We start from the raw sequence: 17,238 nt of genomic DNA, 5'->3' as shown, positions 1-17,238 counted from the left end.
GACAAAATGTGAGTCTATCTTCCAGACAAAAAGAGATACTGACCTATCTAGAGCGATCAAATGGCGTGCTCTCAAGCGCCATTTTATCTCACCAATTCTCTGTTTCCGTTCAAACCATTCGCAAGGATATGAATGATTTGAGCGACAAAGGTATGGTACGCCGAGTTCATGGCGGGATATGCCTGCCCAGTGCAAACGACAACCTATCATTCAGCAATCGCGACATGTTGAACCTTTCGGCAAAGCAATGCATCGCTAAGCAAGTCGCGAAAGCACTACCAGAAGGCACCAGTATATTTTTGGGCATTGGCACCACACCCAAAAATGTCGCCCACGCTCTGCTCGACCATCCAGGGCTGACTGTGGTGACGAACAATATCAATGCAGCCCTTATATTAAGTCGAAACCCTAACCTTTCGGTTCATTTAGCAGGAGGTGCGGTCCGTTCGTCCGATGAAGATACTGTTGGCGAATCAACTACGCTGTTTTATCGCCAATTCAATATCAAAATTGGCATCTTTGGGGTCGGCGGATTAGGTGAACATGGCCAGTTGTTGGATTTTACCCCCGATGAAGCCAGCCTCAACCGAGCGATCATCCAACAAAGCCAACAGTGTTGGTTAGTGGCAGACACCACTAAACTTGGCCGATATGCGCCGGTGGTGAGCGGCCAGTTGAGTGAAATTCAGCGACTGTTTGTCGATGAACCAAACAGTACCATTAACCAACTGTGCCAAATTCATGATACCGAGCTGGTTATTTGTCGCGGTCGATAAACCAACGGATTCGTGCGACTACTGAAGATAAAAGCCCCAACAACACAGTGTTGCTGGGGCTTTTTCTATACAAGACTTGTTACTTAGCGCTTACTCGGCTGCTAGCAGTTTTTCGGTAAACTCAGCAAAACCGTAACCACCTGGCTGATCCATTACAACCGAAGGATGAAATGCCAAGCGGTCCCAATAATGTTTGATGTTCGCCACACCAACACTGTTTGGCAGTATCTCAAACATGTATTGGTCGTTCATTGAGTCACCAACGTAGCATGCGCGGGTGGTCATCTCTTCGCGAGACAACCCTTTCTCTGCCAAAAACGCCGTCGCTGTCGCCTTTTTGGAATGCTCTCCATACCATGCATTAATGTGGATTGAGCTTGCAGTTGCGTGAGCACCCAACGCATGGATTTTGGCAACAATCTCTTCGATCACAGCGTCATCAACTCGTGGGCGGTTTTGGCCAATATCAATCGCTACTTCACACAAACGATAAGACTGATCTAGCGTTAACCCGAGCTCAGGGTAATCCTGTAGGATTTCTTCAACTTGCCCCTTTAACTGTTGCTGATTCTGACGAATCGTTTCAAGTGACACATCGGAGCGTAACGTAAGGTAGCCACCTTTCTTCTCCATAATAAATGCACCATTCTCACCAAGCACGGCGTCCACAGGCCACAGCTGAGCGATGTGATCACACCAACCAGCACATGCCCCCGTTACTGCAACCACTTTTTTTCCTGAATCTCGCAGTTTCTGTAGTGCGATCAATGTTTCTGGTGGCAAACGGCCTTCCCACGTGAGTGTGTCGTCTACGTCCGTAAGAACCCAGTCAACGTGTTTCCAATCTTGGTTTAATTCATTCGTTACCGAATTCATTCCTACACCTCAAAATCTCTTAAAAACAATTTTTTTAAAGCTAATTCTTTAAAAACAAAGTGTTAAAGCAAATTCGGTAAAAACATTACTAAGCTTTCCGAGAAAGTCAGTAACATCAGCACCGTAAGCAGCGCTAGTAACAGCGGAGCTACTTCTTTTACAAAATCAACCATACGCACCTTCAAAATGGAGCATACAGTGAACATCATTGAACCGAACGGCGGCGTAACACCACCAATCATGATGTTTACAATGACAATAATGCCGAAGTGAACTGGGTTAACACCCAAATTCAACACAGCAGGAAGCAGTAATGGCGTCAAAATGATCATCGCAGCGCCACCCTCGATAAACATCCCCACGACCAACAGAAGCACGTTGATAAGCAGTAGCAGCATCAACTTATTGTCAGTCAGTTCAATCAATGCTGATGCAACGTTATGTGGGATTTGCTCAAGCGTCATGTAATAGCCAAACACCATCGCCCCGATAATGATGAACATTACGCTACTCGTCCCTTGGACCGTTTCACGCAAAATCAGTGGAATGTGTTTAAAGCCTAACTCACGGTACACAAACGCACCGATGATGATACATAGCAGAACCGCAATCGCCCCAGCTTCCGTTGGCGTAAACAGGCCAAAACGCATACCCAAAATGATGCCAAATGGAATCAGTAACGCAGGTACTGCTTTTAGGAAGTAATGAAAACGCTCTTTGGCGGTGGCAGGCTCCGAGCGAGACGGCTTGTACTTACGCTTACGCGAGATAAATGCAATGGTCACCATCAGAGATGCAGCCATCAAAAATGCTGGGACATAACCCGCGATGAACATCTGATGTACTGAAACGTTCGCAAGTAAGGCGAAAATGATCAGGTTGATCCCCGGTGGGATAACAGGGCTAATGCTCGAAGAAGCTGCAGTTACAGCAGCAGTAAACGGAAGATCATAACCTCGTTTAGTCATTTCTGGCGCGAGGATTTTTGATTGCATCGCCGCATCGGCATTGGCCGAACCAGAGATACCGCCCATTAACGTACTGAGTGCAACGTTAACTTGCGCTAAACCACCCGTTTTGTGGCCAATTATTGAATCTGCAAACGCCAGCAAACTGCGACTAATCCCGGCATAGTTCATCACCGAACCAACCATAATAAAAAACGGGATAGCCAACAGCGGGAATGATTCAGCAGAACTGATAAAACGCTGCATGACCAAACTGACAGGAATCGAATCGTTGATGAATAAGAAGTACACCATCGACGACGCGATCAACGAAAACGCGATGGGAATATTCAGTAGAAAGAGAACAAAAAGAATGATTATCGGCAGATAGCTTTCCATCGACAGAACCTATTTATGTGAACGCTTAAGCAACGCGACGTCATCCACAATGAACTTCACTGTGTGAATAGCCATAAGAACAAAACAAAGCAGTAGCACGCCATTAATGGCGAAGTACGATAAGCCCATAACAGGCGTCACTTTGTTGGAAAGCATCAGGTATTGATAACTCAACACTGCCATCAAAATATTCAGTGCCAGTAAGAACACTGAAACACATAGCTTGAACGCAGGTTTTGCCTTAGTTGGCAGCATAGCCACTATCACATCAACGCCCATATGCAGTTTATGTTTGTAGCAAGAGCTGATACCTAAATACACTGCCCAGATAAAGCAGATCACAGAGAGTTCTTCACTCCAAGGCACGACAAAGCCGAAACCATAACGTAAAACCACATTCACAATCACGACCAGTACCGTGATTGAAATAGCGATGGAAGCGAGGATCTCTTCAATATTTCTTAATAAAAACAAAAATCTTCTCCAATAAATTATCTACATAAACAATAGATAATTTAGGAACAATACGGCCTGAAATAATTCAGGCCGTATTTGGGTTAGTCACTGTTTGTGGAATTACTGAGCAGCGCGAATCGTTTCTAGCTCTTGCATGATGGTTGCGTGAATACCTTCACTCCATGCAGGGAACTGGTTGTAAACATCTGCTGTTAACTGGTTGAATTCTTCTGAGTTAACTTCGTTAAACGTTACGCCTAGCTCTTCTAGCTTTTGCGTGTACTCAACGTCCAGTTTCACTAGCTCAGATGTGTTTGAAAGTGCACCCGCTTCTAGCTCTTCGTTGATGATTTGCTGTTGCTCTGGAGTGAACTTGTCCCAAAGCTTAGGTGAAATGTAGATACCCACAGTACCTAGGAAGTGCTTAGTCAAAGACATGTTTTTCGCAACTTCATAGATCTTAGTTGAGTACATAGTCAGGATAGAACCTTCTAGACCATCCACTACGCCTTGCTGAACACCTGCGTAGGTTTCTGGGAATGGAAGTGAAGCTGGAGCAGCACCCATCGCTGATAGCGTGCTAATGAACAGCTGACTTTGTGGTACGCGGATACGCATGCCTTTCATATCTTCAGAGTTCACGATCTCTTTGTTAGTGATCATGTGGCGGAAGCCGAACATATAGTCCGCATTTAGAACTTTAATGCCCTTCTCTTCTGCTTTCTCTTTTAGCCCAGCAACAAACTCGGTGTCCATCATTGCTAGGTATTCATCGTAAGTGTTGTAAAGCATAGGGCCAGCAAGTGCTGCAAAATCTGGCACGTAATCGCCTAGGTACGTTAGGTCTTCAACAGCAATCCAGTTTGCGCCGTTTACAACTTGCTCTAGGTTGTCTTTATAAACAGGCAACTGACCACCTGGGAATACTTTGATGTTTACTGAACCTTCACTGCGTTCACGAATTTTATCGGTCACTTTAATCAGCTCTTGCGTTAGCAGCTCGTTTTGCGAGAACACAAGGCTCATATTAATGTTGATCGGATCGGCCGTCGCCGCAGCTTCAGGTTTATCGGATTCCCCACAACCTGCAAGTAGCAGTGCAGCGGATGTAATTACTGTCCCTAATAGCTTTTTCATTTTCAGTACCTTATTAATGGCTGTTTTTACTTAAGTAGAGAGTGATATTTAATTTTTGTAGAGTATGCGAGTGAATTATTACATTCATATGAACATTTGCATCATTAAGATGAACATAGTTTGAATAAGATCTCACTATTGCTTTTTGACAATTAAACGTTGCCACTAGCCCAGAAATTCAGCTAGATTAATGCACAACAAACCACCAATAATAAAACTGTAATAAAACCAAGCTATTGTCACTTTGGTTTTCAAATGAACATTGAGAGTACACTATGATTACAGGCCATCGCGGTGCCGCTTCGCTAGCACCAGAAAATACACTGGTAAGCATTGAGCAAGCAGCTCAGTCGGGCGCGACTTGGGTAGAGATCGACACTCAACTGAGTGCGGATAACATTCCCGTCATTATTCACGACAAAACGGTAAACCGTTGCACTGACGGCGAAGGTAAAGTGTCCGAACTCGACCTTGAAACGCTTAAGACCCTCGATGCGGGCAATTGGTTTGGCAATCAGTTTGAAGGGACTCAAGTACCGACATTAGAAGAAGCCCTGGATAAATGTGTCGAGCTCGATCTGACATTGAATCTAGAACTGAAAACCTACGATGACAAAACCATCGATACGTTGGTTGAACAGGTTGTCAGTGTGGTAAAGCAGAAGAATTACCCTCTAGACAAGCTGCTACTCTCCAGTTTTAGCAAAGACGCCTTAGCCATCTGCCAAGCTCAGTTGCCGCAAGTACGACGCGGATTCATTTGCGAAGTTTGGAATGATTTCAGCTTAGAATCGCTGCAAGAATTGGATTTGTTCAGTGTTCATATCGACCACCAGATTCTGAATGCCGACATAGCGAATTCCATCAAAGAGGCGGGACTCGTGCTTAAAATCTGGACTCTTAATGCGCCAGAGAAAGCACAAGATTTCTATGACTTAGGTGTTGACTACATCATCACGGACAAACCAAACGAATTTTAGTAGTGACTATGGAACTGAACCAGCGCCAAAAACAAATCCTAGCCACCCTTAAAGTGGATCAAGATGTTCAGATCGACCAATTGGCCGAGCTGTTTTCTGTGACCACTCAAACCATTCGTCGCGACGTGAACAACTTATGCGAACAAGGGCTAGCGCGAAGAGTTCATGGCGGGGTCAGTTTACCTGCCACTCTTACTAATACCAGTTACCGTTTTCGCTCTGAAGTGGAGTCGACAACCAAAGACGACATTGCTCTCGCCGTCGCCGAAGCGATACCAGATGGTGCAACCGTGATGATTGGCATCGGCACAACGGTGACAAGAATTGCTCAGTTTCTGCTGGGCAAATCGACATTACGTGTGGTGACTAATAACCTGCAAGTTGCGAAGATTCTGGAGGCCAATCAGAATATCGAAGTGTATCTTGCAGGCGGACTATTTCGCCGAGAGCACCAAGATCTCGTCGGCAGCAGCGCGGTCAACTTCTTTGCAGGGTTTGAAGCCGATGTGGGCATCTGTGGCTGTGCGTCTGTCACCAGCAGCCACTATGCGATGGAACACGAACAGTTAGAATCTGACTTGTCTCAATCTATCATGCGAAACAGCCGCCAAACTTGGCTGGTCGCCGATGCAACCAAATGGGAAAGAACCACCGCCATCAAAGTCGCTCCTTTGGCTGATTTTGAGCGTATTTACACCAATAAGGCTCAACTACCAGCAGACTTGAACGTTCAAGCTGTGCCCCACAGCTAGATTGCTCAATATATACAACATGAAAAAAGGCCCTCACCTCTTGCGAGATAAGGGCCTTTTTATTTCCTTTAATACTGCCTAGTAGTCCGCATCGGGTTGATTTTCAGGTGCCGCTTTAATAAAAGCAGGATTCACTCGCAGTACTTCCACTACTCGTTGAATAATAGGGAAAGCACTCATGTCTACGCCGAAACGTTCTGCGTTGTAAACTTGCGGTACTAAACACACATCGACCAACGAAATCTCATCGCCAACACAATAAGTGCCACTCGCGGAAGCCAGTTTCTTTTCTAACGCGTGAAAACCTAGTTCAATCCAGTGCCTTGTCCAGTTAAGCTTTTGGTTATCGTCTGCATTAACTTCCTTTGAAAGGTACTGCATCACTCTGAGGTTATTAATGGGGTGAACATCTATAGCAATATCTTGTGCCAAAGACTTAACCAAATAACGGCGGTCACCACTCTCTGGTGTTAAAAGTGGCCCCGCGTAGTTTTCATCGAGGTAGTCAATGATCGACAGGGACTGGTTCAGTTGTAGATCCCCATCAACCAAGACAGGGACCAGTTCACTGGCATTCATACTGCTATAACTTGTGGCATGCTGCTGTCCACCGTCTTTCACCAGATGAACGGGGACCGAGGTATAATCGAGCTGCTTTAAATTTAGCGCAATGCGCACTCGATAGGCGGCCGAAGACCGCCAGTACCCATAAAGAGTCAAGTTAGACATCTAATCTCCCTATTACAAACGGCTCTATGAATACTTCACGACCGTTTGGTCGATGCTACCAAAAATACTGTGGCCATGTTGATCTTGCATTTCCATCTTAATAGTATCGCCAAAGCGCATAAATTGAGTGCTTGGCTTACCGTCTCGGATGGTTTCAATCATGCGTACTTCCGCAATGCAAGAGTAGCCAACACCACCTTCTGATATCGCAGTACCAAAGTCTGTACCTTGTTTATTCGACACCGTGCCTGATCCGATAATCGCCCCCGCTGAAAGTGGACGCGTTTTGGCCGCGTGTGCGACCAATTGTGCAAAATCGAACGTCATATCTACGCCCGCATTTGGACAGCCAAATGGTTTGTTGTTGTAGGTGGAAAGCAGCGGTAAATGCACTTTGTTTTCCGTCCAAGACTCACCAAGCTCATCAGGTGTCACTGCGACAGGTGAAAACACTGAGGAGGGTTTTGATTGGAAGAAGCCAAACCCTTTACCGAGTTCGGCTGGAATCAACCCTCGCAGTGAAACGTCATTAACCAACATAAGAAGTTTGATTGAATCTGCCGCCGTCTCGTAGGCACACCCCATCGGCACATCCCCCGTTACCACAGCAACTTCACCTTCAAAATCGATGCCCCAGTCTTCACTGCCCAGTGGAATATCATCTCGTGGACCAATGAACGCATCTGAACCTCCTTGATACATCAGCGGATCAGTCCAAAAACTTGGTGGCATTTCAGCACCGCGCGCCTTCCTCACTAACTCAACGTGATTAACGTACGCAGAGCCATCGGCCCACTGATAGGCTCTCGGTAACGGGGACTCACATTTAGCTTGGTCGAATGGCATCTCTTGTAGCAAGATCCCTTCATTCAAACCCAAGTACACTTCTTCGAGTAACGGTTTAGTCTGCTGCCAATTGTCTAAAGCTTGCTGCATCGTGCCTGCAATCTCGGCAACAGCAACGCACTTAGACAGATCCTTACTGACTACAACGAGCACACCATCACGGGTACCATTTTTCAATGTGGCTAACTTCATATTACTTCCTTGCTCAATCTGTTGTTCTAATCTGCCGTATTAAACGACTGTCTGGACCTGCGCTAAGGGCTAAGGCTGCTTCCAACTGTAAACGTATTCTTTATTTTCCACTTGCTGAGCTTCGTCAGCGAAGTTAAGCGCATTGCGAGTATCAATCATTACTGCCACTTCATCAGTGAACTTCTTCTTGTACTCACGCCCAGCTTGAAATGCTTTCGGGTGTGGCCCATGGGTAAAGCCCGCCGGGTGGAATGTCACCATACCCGCTTCGATGTTGTCTCGGCTGAAGAAATCCCCTGCGTGGTAGAACAGCACTTCATCGTAATCGTCATTGTTGTGGTAGAACGGCACTTTCAACGCCCCCGGATCGCTTTCTATTGGCCTAGGGACAAACGTACACACCACGAAACCTTTACCAACGAAAGTAGTATGTGCGGATGGAGGTAGGTGGTAACGGTGCGACATCAATGGGCGGATATCACGCCAGTTCAGTTTTACGACCGACAAATCGCCATGCCAGCCAATCGCATCTAGAGGGTTAAATGGATAAGTGATTACGTTAACCTGCTCATGGCGCTTCATTTGCACTTGTGTCGTTTGCTCAGAATACTGCGCTTTAAATTTGTCGTTAATAGACGGGACTTCCAGTACTGCTGGATCAAACACCGCATGATTACCCACCAGCCCTTTTTCAGGTAATGAATAAGCAGAACCTGTGTTTTCAACCATCAAAATGAACATCGGTTCTTTTGGTTCGATACGCCAGTTAGTCGAACGAGGGATCATTACATAATCCCCTTCTTTGACTTCAAGGTGGCCATAGTCGCAGTAAAGGTCGGCCTGCCCTTGGTGGATGAACAGTAGCTCATCGCCATCGGCATTTCGTACCAAAAAGTCCATCGCTTGGTCCATGCGCCAAACACGAATCTTGCAATCGGCATTGTGCAATAGATTTGGCACAATCCATGGTGAAACCTGAACCGCTTTCTCAACTAGGTTAAAATTGAATGCTCGAGGGCGGAGTTCACCTTCCCATTCACTCCAGCCAGTTGGCGCATGTTGATGATGAAAGTGAGCAGCAGGACCAAAAAAGCCCTCCCTGCCCGCTTCGCGCTCATAAATAGCCTCTTCAGGAAAATCGGCGTGTGCTTGCTTAGAGCACACCCCTTCCTTATGAGGAAATGCAATCCACTTATGCATCGTTTAACACCCCGCGTCGAATTTGATCTTCCTCGATAGATTCAAACAGCGCTTTAAAGTTACCTTCACCAAAGCCCTCGTTCCCTTTGCGTTGAATGATTTCAAAGAACACTGGGCCAATCACCGTTTGGGTGAAGATTTGCAGCAAAATGCCGTCTTTCATTGGTGCACCATCAATAAGGATACGTAGGTCTTTCAGTTTATCTACGTCCTCAGAATGGCCCTCAACTCGTGAATTGACTTTCTCGTAGTAGGTGTCTGGCGTTGGCATAAAGTCCATGCCACGATCACGCAGCGTTTTCACTGTTTCGTAGATGTCGTCTGTGGTTAATGCGATATGCTGAATACCTTCACCGTTGTATTCGCGAATGAATTCTTCGATCTGCGATTTATCATCCGAAGATTCATTAATTGGGATGCGGATTTTGCCACAAGGAGCTGTCATCGCTCGGCTGACTAAGCCTGTTAATTTGCCTTCGATATCGAAGTAGCGGATTTCTCTAAAGTTACCAATGCGCTCATAAAAACCCGACCATACATCCATATTGCCCTGTTTTACGTTGTGCGTAAGATGATCAATCTCGTAAAGGCCGACATCTTTAGCAGCAAGGCGCTCTTTGGCGTCTTCGTAAAATTTGAAATCCACATCATAGATTGAATTGCTACCGTAGCGGTCAACGAAATAGAGCAGGCTCTCACCAATTCCGTAAATAGCGGGAATGCTCAACTCCATAGGGCCAATTTCGGTCTTGTACTCTTCGCCACCATTTGCCAATGCTTGTTCCATTGCCACAGCCGCATCATGAACACGAAAGGCCATACCGCAAACAGAAGGCCCATGCACCTTAGCAAATTCCTCGGCTTGGCTGTGCGGCTGAGCATTCACAATGAAACTGATGTCTCCCTGGCGATAAAGCCATGCTTCCTTAGAACGATGCTTGGCCACTTCGGCAAAACCTAACGAACTAAATAGCGATTTTAGATCCTGAATCCCCTTTTCATTTGCCGCTGTGTATTCAACAAATTCAAATCCATCAGTACCTAGTGGGTTGTACGATACAGTCATGCTCTACTCCTTGAGTGCTTCATATTCTTTTCGCATTAACGTTGTTTCCAGCAACGACACTTTTTCGATAAACACTGTGCGTCACGTCGTTTTATTAACTTGAAATATCTCGTTCAAAAAAGAAATAGAATCGAAGAACTTCAGAACGTTACTCTTAATCTATATTTTAGTAACATTTTCATTACATTTAACCATCACCATGGCCGTTGAATAGAGAAAAGCGTTTACAGCACTGTATTTCAAAGAACTTTTACATCTGTAAAATCCGCCTCAAACAGTAACATTATGTTTACAGCTCACAGATTTAGTGCAAATTTTCATCAGTAACAAACCAACGAACCTGAATTCGCGTGTGCCTCTCAAAATTGGCGTAAGGTGGTAAGTCTCAGGAAAGAGACATTGATAGAATTATTAAGAAGTGGATTCACTATCAATATTCAATGAAGAAAAACCATAGAGCATTACCGAATCAGTTCAGCCTATTCTGGTTAATATTCCCTATCCCGCTGATGATACTTCTAAGTGGCATCGTTTCTGTCTTGTATATTGGATCTGAATACCGAGCTCTAATAGAACGGTATGTCGCGCATATCGATGTCATTGTCACCAACATGCATCGGGAAAATAAAATGGCGCTCAACAACATTGGAAATTGTGAGCAAATACAGAAATCGCTGCGCTACTCCAGCACCATTGAAGAGCTTATTCTGGTAAACAAAGACCGAATCACCTGCTCTTCATTTGAGGGAGAAATCAGTCAGCGAGTCTCCGCGTACCGTCCTCGTGCTGGTTTAGAATCTGGTATATACACATTCAACATTCCTGACGAATACCATATTCAAAACTACATTGTATTAGATACAAACCCTACCAATCCGGAGTGGAGCGCGATGTCTACAGTCGACCGCTACTATTTCCGCGCGCTATTAGGGTATTCAAGTGATCTTCGCGTTAAGAAGTTCAGCTTCCATTTGCATCGATACTCACAGCTCCCTACCGAGCGACAAGAATGGTCACCAACGATATTTAAAGCGAGCTCTCAGCGATACAATTACTCAATCTCGATAGAAGCGAACTCCAGTTACATTTGGCGAATTCTAGGAATATTTATTCTCGGCTCACTGCCAATATCAGTCACTATTTCTCTAACTTACTGTCTAATCGCAGTATGGTTAAAACGCAATCGTTCCATGGCAACTCACTTAGAAAAAGGGCTCAAAAAAAGAGAACTGTTTCTGGTCTACCAACCCATCATTACCAGCGAAACGAATGAAGTATGTGGTGTCGAAGCCCTACTGAGATGGAAGCACCCTGTTTTTGGGTATGTACGGCCCGATATCTTTATTCCTATCGCCGAAGAAAGCAGCTTAATCAACACGGTTACTGACTATGTGTTGGAGCGCGCGTTGACAGACTTCAAACACACTAACTTGAACAAGCTGCTGCACCTTGGAATCAACGTTCCACCAAGTTACCTTGCAGATGAAGAGAACCTAAAAAGGCTGCAGGTTTTTAAGAGCCAGTTACTTGCGTTGAACATCAAGCTGGGTGTGGAAATTACCGAAAGGCAGTTACTCAATGAGCAAGGACAACTTGCCGTCGCCGATCTGCATTCACTTGGAATCGATATTCTCATCGATGACTTTGGTACAGGTACCACAAGCCTTTCAGTACTGCAGAACATCAGGTTTGATTATCTTAAAATTGATAAATGCTTCATAGATACGATTGGCGTCACGTCAGTTAATGCACCGGTACTCAATTCGATCATTGAACTCGCTAATAACCTTGATGTAAAAACCATCGCTGAAGGTGTTGAGACCTCTGAGCAACACAGTTATCTCGTCGCGAAAGGTGTACCCTATCAGCAAGGCTACTATCATTTTAAACCGATGACACTTCGTCATGTGCTGCCGCTAATTAAACCCAAATCTGACGATGAATTTTCGCTCGATACCACCAACCCTATTAATATCGAGTAGAGAATATTCAACCAAATATCCCAACTAGCATAGATACCTATCGGGAGGTTTCTTGATTTAACTCAGGGAATCTCCCGTGTAACAAGCGCTATGGTAACTGCCTCTGTTCCCTAAGAGGTATTACAATGACACAAATAAACCAACAACGACTCGTCGACCACTTCTTTCAATTAATCCAAATTGACAGCGAATCTCGCTACGAAAAACAAATTGCAGAAACGCTGGCTGAACAACTTGGTGAGATGGGCTTTACCGTTCATAAACTCCCTGTACCTGAAGAGGTTTCTAACGGCTTCAATGTCTACGCGCGCTTAGACGGTAAATTGGATGACAGCATCGTACTAAGCTGCCATATGGATACCGTGACTCCAGGCAACGGCATTGAGCCGGTTATCGAAGACGGTATCATTCGTTCAAAAGGCAACACCATTTTAGGTGGCGACGACAAATCGGGCATCGCTGCAATTATGGAAGCGGTTCGTTGTATTCAAGCTGAAAACCTCGATCATAAAACCATTGAGCTTGCGTTCACCGTGCACGAAGAAGGTGGCCTATTCGGCTCCGAGCACTTCGATATGTCTTACATTCAAGCAAACAAAGCCATTGTTCTTGATACCGGTGGCCCAATTGGCACTATCGTAAATGCCGCACCTGGCCAGCAAAAAATCGTTGCAACGATCAAAGGCCGCCCAGCACACGCTGGCTTAGCGCCAGAAGAAGGCATCAGCGCAATTAGCGTTGCAGCAGATGCCATTACGCAAATGAACCTACTTCGCATCGACGAAGAAACCACGGCAAATATTGGTGTGGTTGAAGGTGGCCAGGCAACCAACATCGTTATGCCAGAACTCAAGATTGTAGCTGAAGCTCGTTCTCTGAACGACGACAAGCTCACCAAACAAGTTGACCATATGATTGAAACTTTCCAAGCAGCGGCGACAAAGCATGGTGCAGAAGTGGAAATCGAGTCGACTCGAGCATACAACGCATTCGTGATTGCCGACGATCATCCGCATATCCAAGAAGTGAAAGCATCCTTTGAAGCCATCGGCGCGGAACCTTTCACGAAAGGAACCGGCGGTGGTAGCGATGCTAACAACTTTAATGCGAAAGGCCTAACAACGGTTAACATCTCTACTGGCATGGCGAAGGTGCATACCACAGAAGAGTACATCGCCATTGATGATATGGTGAAAGTGACAGAGTTCGTTAAGCACTATCTAACGGTATAACTGTTCAGCGCTTAACCATGCATTGAAAATCAATTAGAGCTGATAGCGAACTGCATCAGCTCTAATTTTTTGGTATTTCGCGACTAAGCCTTCTTGGCTCAGCTTTTCATCACCAAAGAACAATCCACCTTGTGCCAACAGTGTATCGTACTGCCGTTCTATAGCGTCAATTACGTAGTCCGCTTTGCTAAGCGTAACGGAATTACAGGATTTTCCGTGCACATCATCAAGCAGATCCAGCAAGGTAGAGCGAAAACGCTCTTTTCGATACAGCTTGCGTAACCCACCTTCGCTCGAGAGGCCCTGTCGCCACTCTCCCACTATATTATCTAACCACTGTAGCACTTCATTTGAAGCACCCTTTTGAGCTAGAACCTGCCGTTTGTGTTGATACGCCGTCACGGCAACCTTTTTCATTTTCGTGTACAACTCAAACTGTTCATCTTCACTGAGGTCCTGCTGACTGAGTAATAAGGTAAACAGAAAGCGCGTTTCAAAACGTTCGACGCCATGAAACAGTGGCGTGGCCATACCATTACTATTGAACTCGGTTAAAGGATCAAAGGTATACATATAGCCAAAGTCGAACAGTTTCAGCTCCCCTTCATCGTTCAAAAGTAAATTACCAGGGCAAAGATCCCACTCAAACAGACCAGCCTTCTCTAACTCACAAAGCGTAAAAAAGATTTGCTCAAACAAATTGTCATCGAGTTTTTCAATAGGCTGACCCTCTATCCAAGGAGAAAGGATGATTCCATCTAAAAACGAGGCATATTGCGTATCAACAATATGGCGAAATGCGTCTTGGTTGTCTGCTTTCAAGCGCTGTAAGTCCCTGCGACGCTGCACCTCATTAAGAAACGACGTTTGGCCATCAATATTTTTAACTAAACTGGTTGGTCGTTTTAACTTGAGCGTCCAAGCTTTGCCCGCTAGCCGGAGTTTGTAGACAACGGCGGTGAGTCCACTATCAAACACCTGCTCTACATAACTAGAGTCACGCGATATTGCCTTGAGCTCTTCCACATCAATACCCACACCGTCTAAGCTGCCAACAACGATGTCTATCCCGCTTTCGCTGAACTCCAATTGGGATTGCTGTCTTAACTGTTCCTTGTTCATAACCGCACCTTTCAATCAATGAGCGGAAACAATACTGATACACAACCTCTACATACCGTGCGCAAAGCTCAAGTTTTGCCACCTCACGGCCATGTGACTAGGGTCTGTTGATCTTTCGAGCTGATTTTTGCAGCACTTTGTGGGAAATTTCTACAAGGCAGAGGCTTTGATGTGTAGCTAGCCTACATGAGAAGCTGATAACGCAGTAGAAATGAACCACAAAGGCTGCCCGAAGGATTCGAGCTAGGCGCCCCCGTTAAAATCGTTTTATGCTTCGTTGAAGACTATTGGCTTAGAATGACTAGGCTACACAGTCTTCGCCTCGCCTAAAACGATTTTAGCTCGAACAAAATTTAACCGCGAAAGATCAACAGACCCTAACAAATTTATCAATTAATTTTCACCTTCAGATAGAAGGTGTGATGACCTGATGGATTTGATTAAACAATCACTTAAATTAAATGCCGTTCTTACGGGCTTTTTAGTTGGGATGAAAATCGCTGATGAGAACCTTGTCTCAGTTTGACGGCAATATGCATGCAAACTAGCATTATTGATGTAGGCGCATATAAATGTGCTGCATATTCTACAGGACGTCAGGAGATCATCATGGACAATTCAATCCTATTCTACGAACCGTTTGATTCAAATGGATTTCTTTCCAACTTCTACCCTTCAAAAATAAAAATCGACGACGTCAGTTGGCCAACTAGTGAACACTATTATCAAGCGCAAAAATTCATCTCTGCGGAACTACAACAAGAAATCCTCTCGGCAGAGACCCCAGACGTTGCTTTCGAGCTCAGCCGCAAGTACGAGCTAGATACTCGTGCCGATTGGTATGATATTCGAGTGCAAGTCATGGAAAAAATCGTGAAGGAGAAGTTTTACCAAAACCCTCAGCTTGCTCACTACCTGGTTAACACCGGTGATAGAGATTTAAAAGAGCATTCACACAAAGATGCTTTCTGGGGCGATGGCGGTGATGGAAAAGGACAGAACATTCTTGGCAAGATCCTGATGCAGGTGCGTCAGGAGCTACAACAACAGTCTCCCTATAATTTGGTCACTTTTATCGAATCAGCCAAGCTACCCACACAATGGGGCGAGTTCAGAATGTGCGCGTTCATCGAGCACAAAACCAATAAGGAGCACCTTGCTCTTGTGTACGGTGACATCTCGCAGGAATCCGCGCCTCTTATACGACTCCATTCCGAATGTTTAACCGGTGATGCCCTATTCAGCGCACGTTGTGATTGTGGGTTCCAGCTTTCTCGTGCGCTACAAAATATCGTTGCTGAAGGTGCCGGTGTGTTGTTGTATTTACGTCAAGAAGGTCGCGGTATTGGCTTAGTCAACAAAGTACGTGCCTATAACCTCCAAGACCATGGAGCCGATACCGTTCAAGCCAACGAGCAACTTGGTTTCGCAGCTGACATGCGCGATTACACTTTCTGCCAAGGCATGTTAGGTTACCTTGGAATAGAACAGGTTCGTTTAATGACTAACAACCCGCGCAAAGTGAAAGCCCTGCAAAAAGCCAACATCAATATTGTTGAGCGCGTAGCATTACAAGAGGGAAACAACCCACATAATCAACACTACTTACAAACTAAAGCGACCAAACTAGGTCATATGTTTGATGCCTCATTCATCAAATAATGATCGTAACGCTGAAATCCATCCAAAGCGGTACAACCCAAAAGCGCCAGCAATGCTGGCGCTTTCTTTTGAATTGAGAATAGGTCAAAAGCTAAGGCACAGGCCCTAGCTTATGTCGGGTTTTAGATGTAGTTACCAATAATGTCGTCCAGTTCACCGGAGGTGCGCATTTCCTCTAAACGATCATTAATAAAATCTTGAATCTCTGGCTTCATCTGTTTCGAAAACGCCAAATGGATGTAGTAATCGGGAATGACCAGACTAAACGGCTCCATCCGATACAAGTCTCTATCAAGCTGTAACTTATCTAGGTTGTAACTCACGCGCGAAGACATTTCGACAAACGCGGCTTCGCCGGCTGTTCTTTGGATTACACGAAAAGCCGATTGGTAGTTCTTCACGCGAATCTCGGCGACGTCCCCTTTCTCGATATAAGGGATCAACTCTGGGTAATCAAAACCGTGTAACAACACAACACCTTTACCATTGAGTGAGCTCATGTCAGCAAAGTTGAATGGCGACTTTGTACTCGTCACTAAGGTGTGCCTTACGGTGTAAATCGGTTTATCGGACAGATTTTCAGCCTGAACACTGCCCCAATTAGGGCTGCCATAAGTGACCCAATTCTCCTCACCACCGGCTTCCAATACCGTAATCATTCTATTAAATGGATAGGTGTGATAAGCCAGTTCATAGTCACTGCCATCGAAAACAGCTTTGACGATATCGGTTACGATTCCTGAATGGTTGGAGCCTTGCTCTTCTATCTGAAATGGCTGCGCTTGTTGCGATATAACATAGTAGTTAATGGTTTCAGCTTTAAGCCCAGCACTCAATGCCAACCCACCCAAAGCCACCAAACTTAACTGCTTAAATCTCATAAA

Annotated in this window: 16 protein-coding genes; 6 read left to right on the top strand and 10 right to left on the bottom strand. The window is 45.2% G+C overall.

Features of this window, described 5'->3' with window-relative positions:
• The first annotated feature begins 8 nt into the window (after positions 1-8).
• Entirely contained in the window at positions 9-776 is a 768-nt protein-coding gene (locus J4N42_RS06615; RefSeq protein ID WP_252030632.1) for a DeoR/GlpR family DNA-binding transcription regulator, read from the top strand.
• Between the two features lie 90 nt (positions 777-866).
• On the opposite strand, the gene J4N42_RS06610 is transcribed toward J4N42_RS06615, so the two are convergent.
• The 4 genes from J4N42_RS06610 to J4N42_RS06595 form a co-directional block, all read right to left on the bottom strand.
• Positions 867-1,652, bottom strand: a complete 786-nt coding sequence (locus J4N42_RS06610) for an HAD-IIB family hydrolase (protein ID WP_252030631.1) — start codon at positions 1,650-1,652, stop codon at positions 867-869.
• Between the two features lie 62 nt (positions 1,653-1,714).
• Positions 1,715-2,998: a TRAP transporter large permease gene (locus J4N42_RS06605; RefSeq protein ID WP_252030629.1), complete on the bottom strand. Its 1,284-nt coding sequence runs from the start codon at positions 2,996-2,998 to the stop codon at positions 1,715-1,717.
• A 9-nt stretch (positions 2,999-3,007) separates the two neighbouring features.
• Positions 3,008-3,472 carry a TRAP transporter small permease gene (locus J4N42_RS06600; protein ID WP_252030628.1) on the bottom strand — a complete coding sequence of 155 codons (465 nt, stop codon included), beginning with the start codon at positions 3,470-3,472 and terminating at the stop codon, positions 3,008-3,010.
• Between the two features lie 102 nt (positions 3,473-3,574).
• Positions 3,575-4,591: a C4-dicarboxylate TRAP transporter substrate-binding protein gene (locus J4N42_RS06595; RefSeq protein WP_252030627.1), complete on the bottom strand. Its 1,017-nt coding sequence runs from the start codon at positions 4,589-4,591 to the stop codon at positions 3,575-3,577.
• Between the two features lie 275 nt (positions 4,592-4,866).
• Between J4N42_RS06595 and J4N42_RS06590 the strand changes: the two genes are divergently transcribed.
• Both J4N42_RS06590 and J4N42_RS06585 read left to right on the top strand, forming a co-directional pair.
• Positions 4,867-5,571 carry a glycerophosphodiester phosphodiesterase family protein gene (locus J4N42_RS06590; protein WP_252030626.1) on the top strand — a complete coding sequence of 235 codons (705 nt, stop codon included), beginning with the start codon at positions 4,867-4,869 and terminating at the stop codon, positions 5,569-5,571.
• Between the two features lie 8 nt (positions 5,572-5,579).
• Entirely contained in the window at positions 5,580-6,323 is a 744-nt protein-coding gene (locus tag J4N42_RS06585; protein ID WP_252030625.1) for a DeoR/GlpR family DNA-binding transcription regulator, read from the top strand.
• Between the two features lie 78 nt (positions 6,324-6,401).
• Here J4N42_RS06585 and maiA read toward each other — a convergent pair whose 3' ends face one another.
• From maiA to hppD, 4 genes are all read right to left on the bottom strand, one after another.
• Positions 6,402-7,052, bottom strand: coding sequence for a maleylacetoacetate isomerase (gene maiA, locus J4N42_RS06580; protein ID WP_252030624.1), 651 nt, complete (start codon positions 7,050-7,052; stop codon positions 6,402-6,404).
• 24 nt (positions 7,053-7,076) lie between these two features.
• Positions 7,077-8,090 carry a fumarylacetoacetate hydrolase family protein gene (locus J4N42_RS06575; RefSeq protein WP_252030623.1) on the bottom strand — a complete coding sequence of 338 codons (1,014 nt, stop codon included), beginning with the start codon at positions 8,088-8,090 and terminating at the stop codon, positions 7,077-7,079.
• Between the two features lie 69 nt (positions 8,091-8,159).
• Positions 8,160-9,290, bottom strand: coding sequence for a homogentisate 1,2-dioxygenase (locus J4N42_RS06570; protein WP_252030621.1), 1,131 nt, complete (start codon positions 9,288-9,290; stop codon positions 8,160-8,162).
• Positions 9,283-10,356, bottom strand: coding sequence for a 4-hydroxyphenylpyruvate dioxygenase (gene hppD / locus J4N42_RS06565; protein ID WP_252030620.1), 1,074 nt, complete (start codon positions 10,354-10,356; stop codon positions 9,283-9,285). The genes J4N42_RS06570 and hppD overlap by 8 nt, the downstream gene beginning before the upstream one ends.
• A gap of 440 nt (positions 10,357-10,796) precedes the next feature.
• Here hppD and J4N42_RS06560 point away from each other — a divergent pair, with 440 nt between their 5' ends.
• Positions 10,797-12,338: an EAL domain-containing protein gene (locus tag J4N42_RS06560; protein ID WP_252030619.1), complete on the top strand. Its 1,542-nt coding sequence runs from the start codon at positions 10,797-10,799 to the stop codon at positions 12,336-12,338.
• A gap of 125 nt (positions 12,339-12,463) precedes the next feature.
• Entirely contained in the window at positions 12,464-13,570 is a 1,107-nt protein-coding gene (locus J4N42_RS06555; protein ID WP_252030618.1) for a M20/M25/M40 family metallo-hydrolase, read from the top strand.
• Positions 13,571-13,603: 33 nt separating this feature from the next.
• On the opposite strand, the gene J4N42_RS06550 is transcribed toward J4N42_RS06555, so the two are convergent.
• The gene (locus tag J4N42_RS06550) at positions 13,604-14,692 is read right to left on the bottom strand and encodes a protein kinase family protein (protein ID WP_252030617.1); all 1,089 of its coding nucleotides are present in this window, start codon (positions 14,690-14,692) and stop codon (positions 13,604-13,606) included.
• Positions 14,693-15,301: 609 nt separating this feature from the next.
• On the opposite strand from J4N42_RS06550, the gene ribA reads away from it, so the two are divergent.
• A complete protein-coding gene (ribA, locus tag J4N42_RS06545) occupies positions 15,302-16,354 on the top strand; it encodes a GTP cyclohydrolase II (protein WP_252030616.1) in 1,053 nt (350 codons plus the stop codon).
• A gap of 122 nt (positions 16,355-16,476) precedes the next feature.
• Here the strand turns inward: ribA and J4N42_RS06540 are convergent, their stop codons facing one another.
• Positions 16,477-17,235: a substrate-binding periplasmic protein gene (locus tag J4N42_RS06540; protein WP_252030615.1), complete on the bottom strand. Its 759-nt coding sequence runs from the start codon at positions 17,233-17,235 to the stop codon at positions 16,477-16,479.
• Between the last annotated feature and the right edge of the window lie 3 nt (positions 17,236-17,238).

The organism is Vibrio sp. SCSIO 43135 (genome assembly GCF_023716665.1).
Lineage (GTDB): Bacteria > Pseudomonadota > Gammaproteobacteria > Enterobacterales > Vibrionaceae > Vibrio > Vibrio paucivorans.
This window is presented reverse-complemented; position numbering and strand designations above follow the sequence as displayed.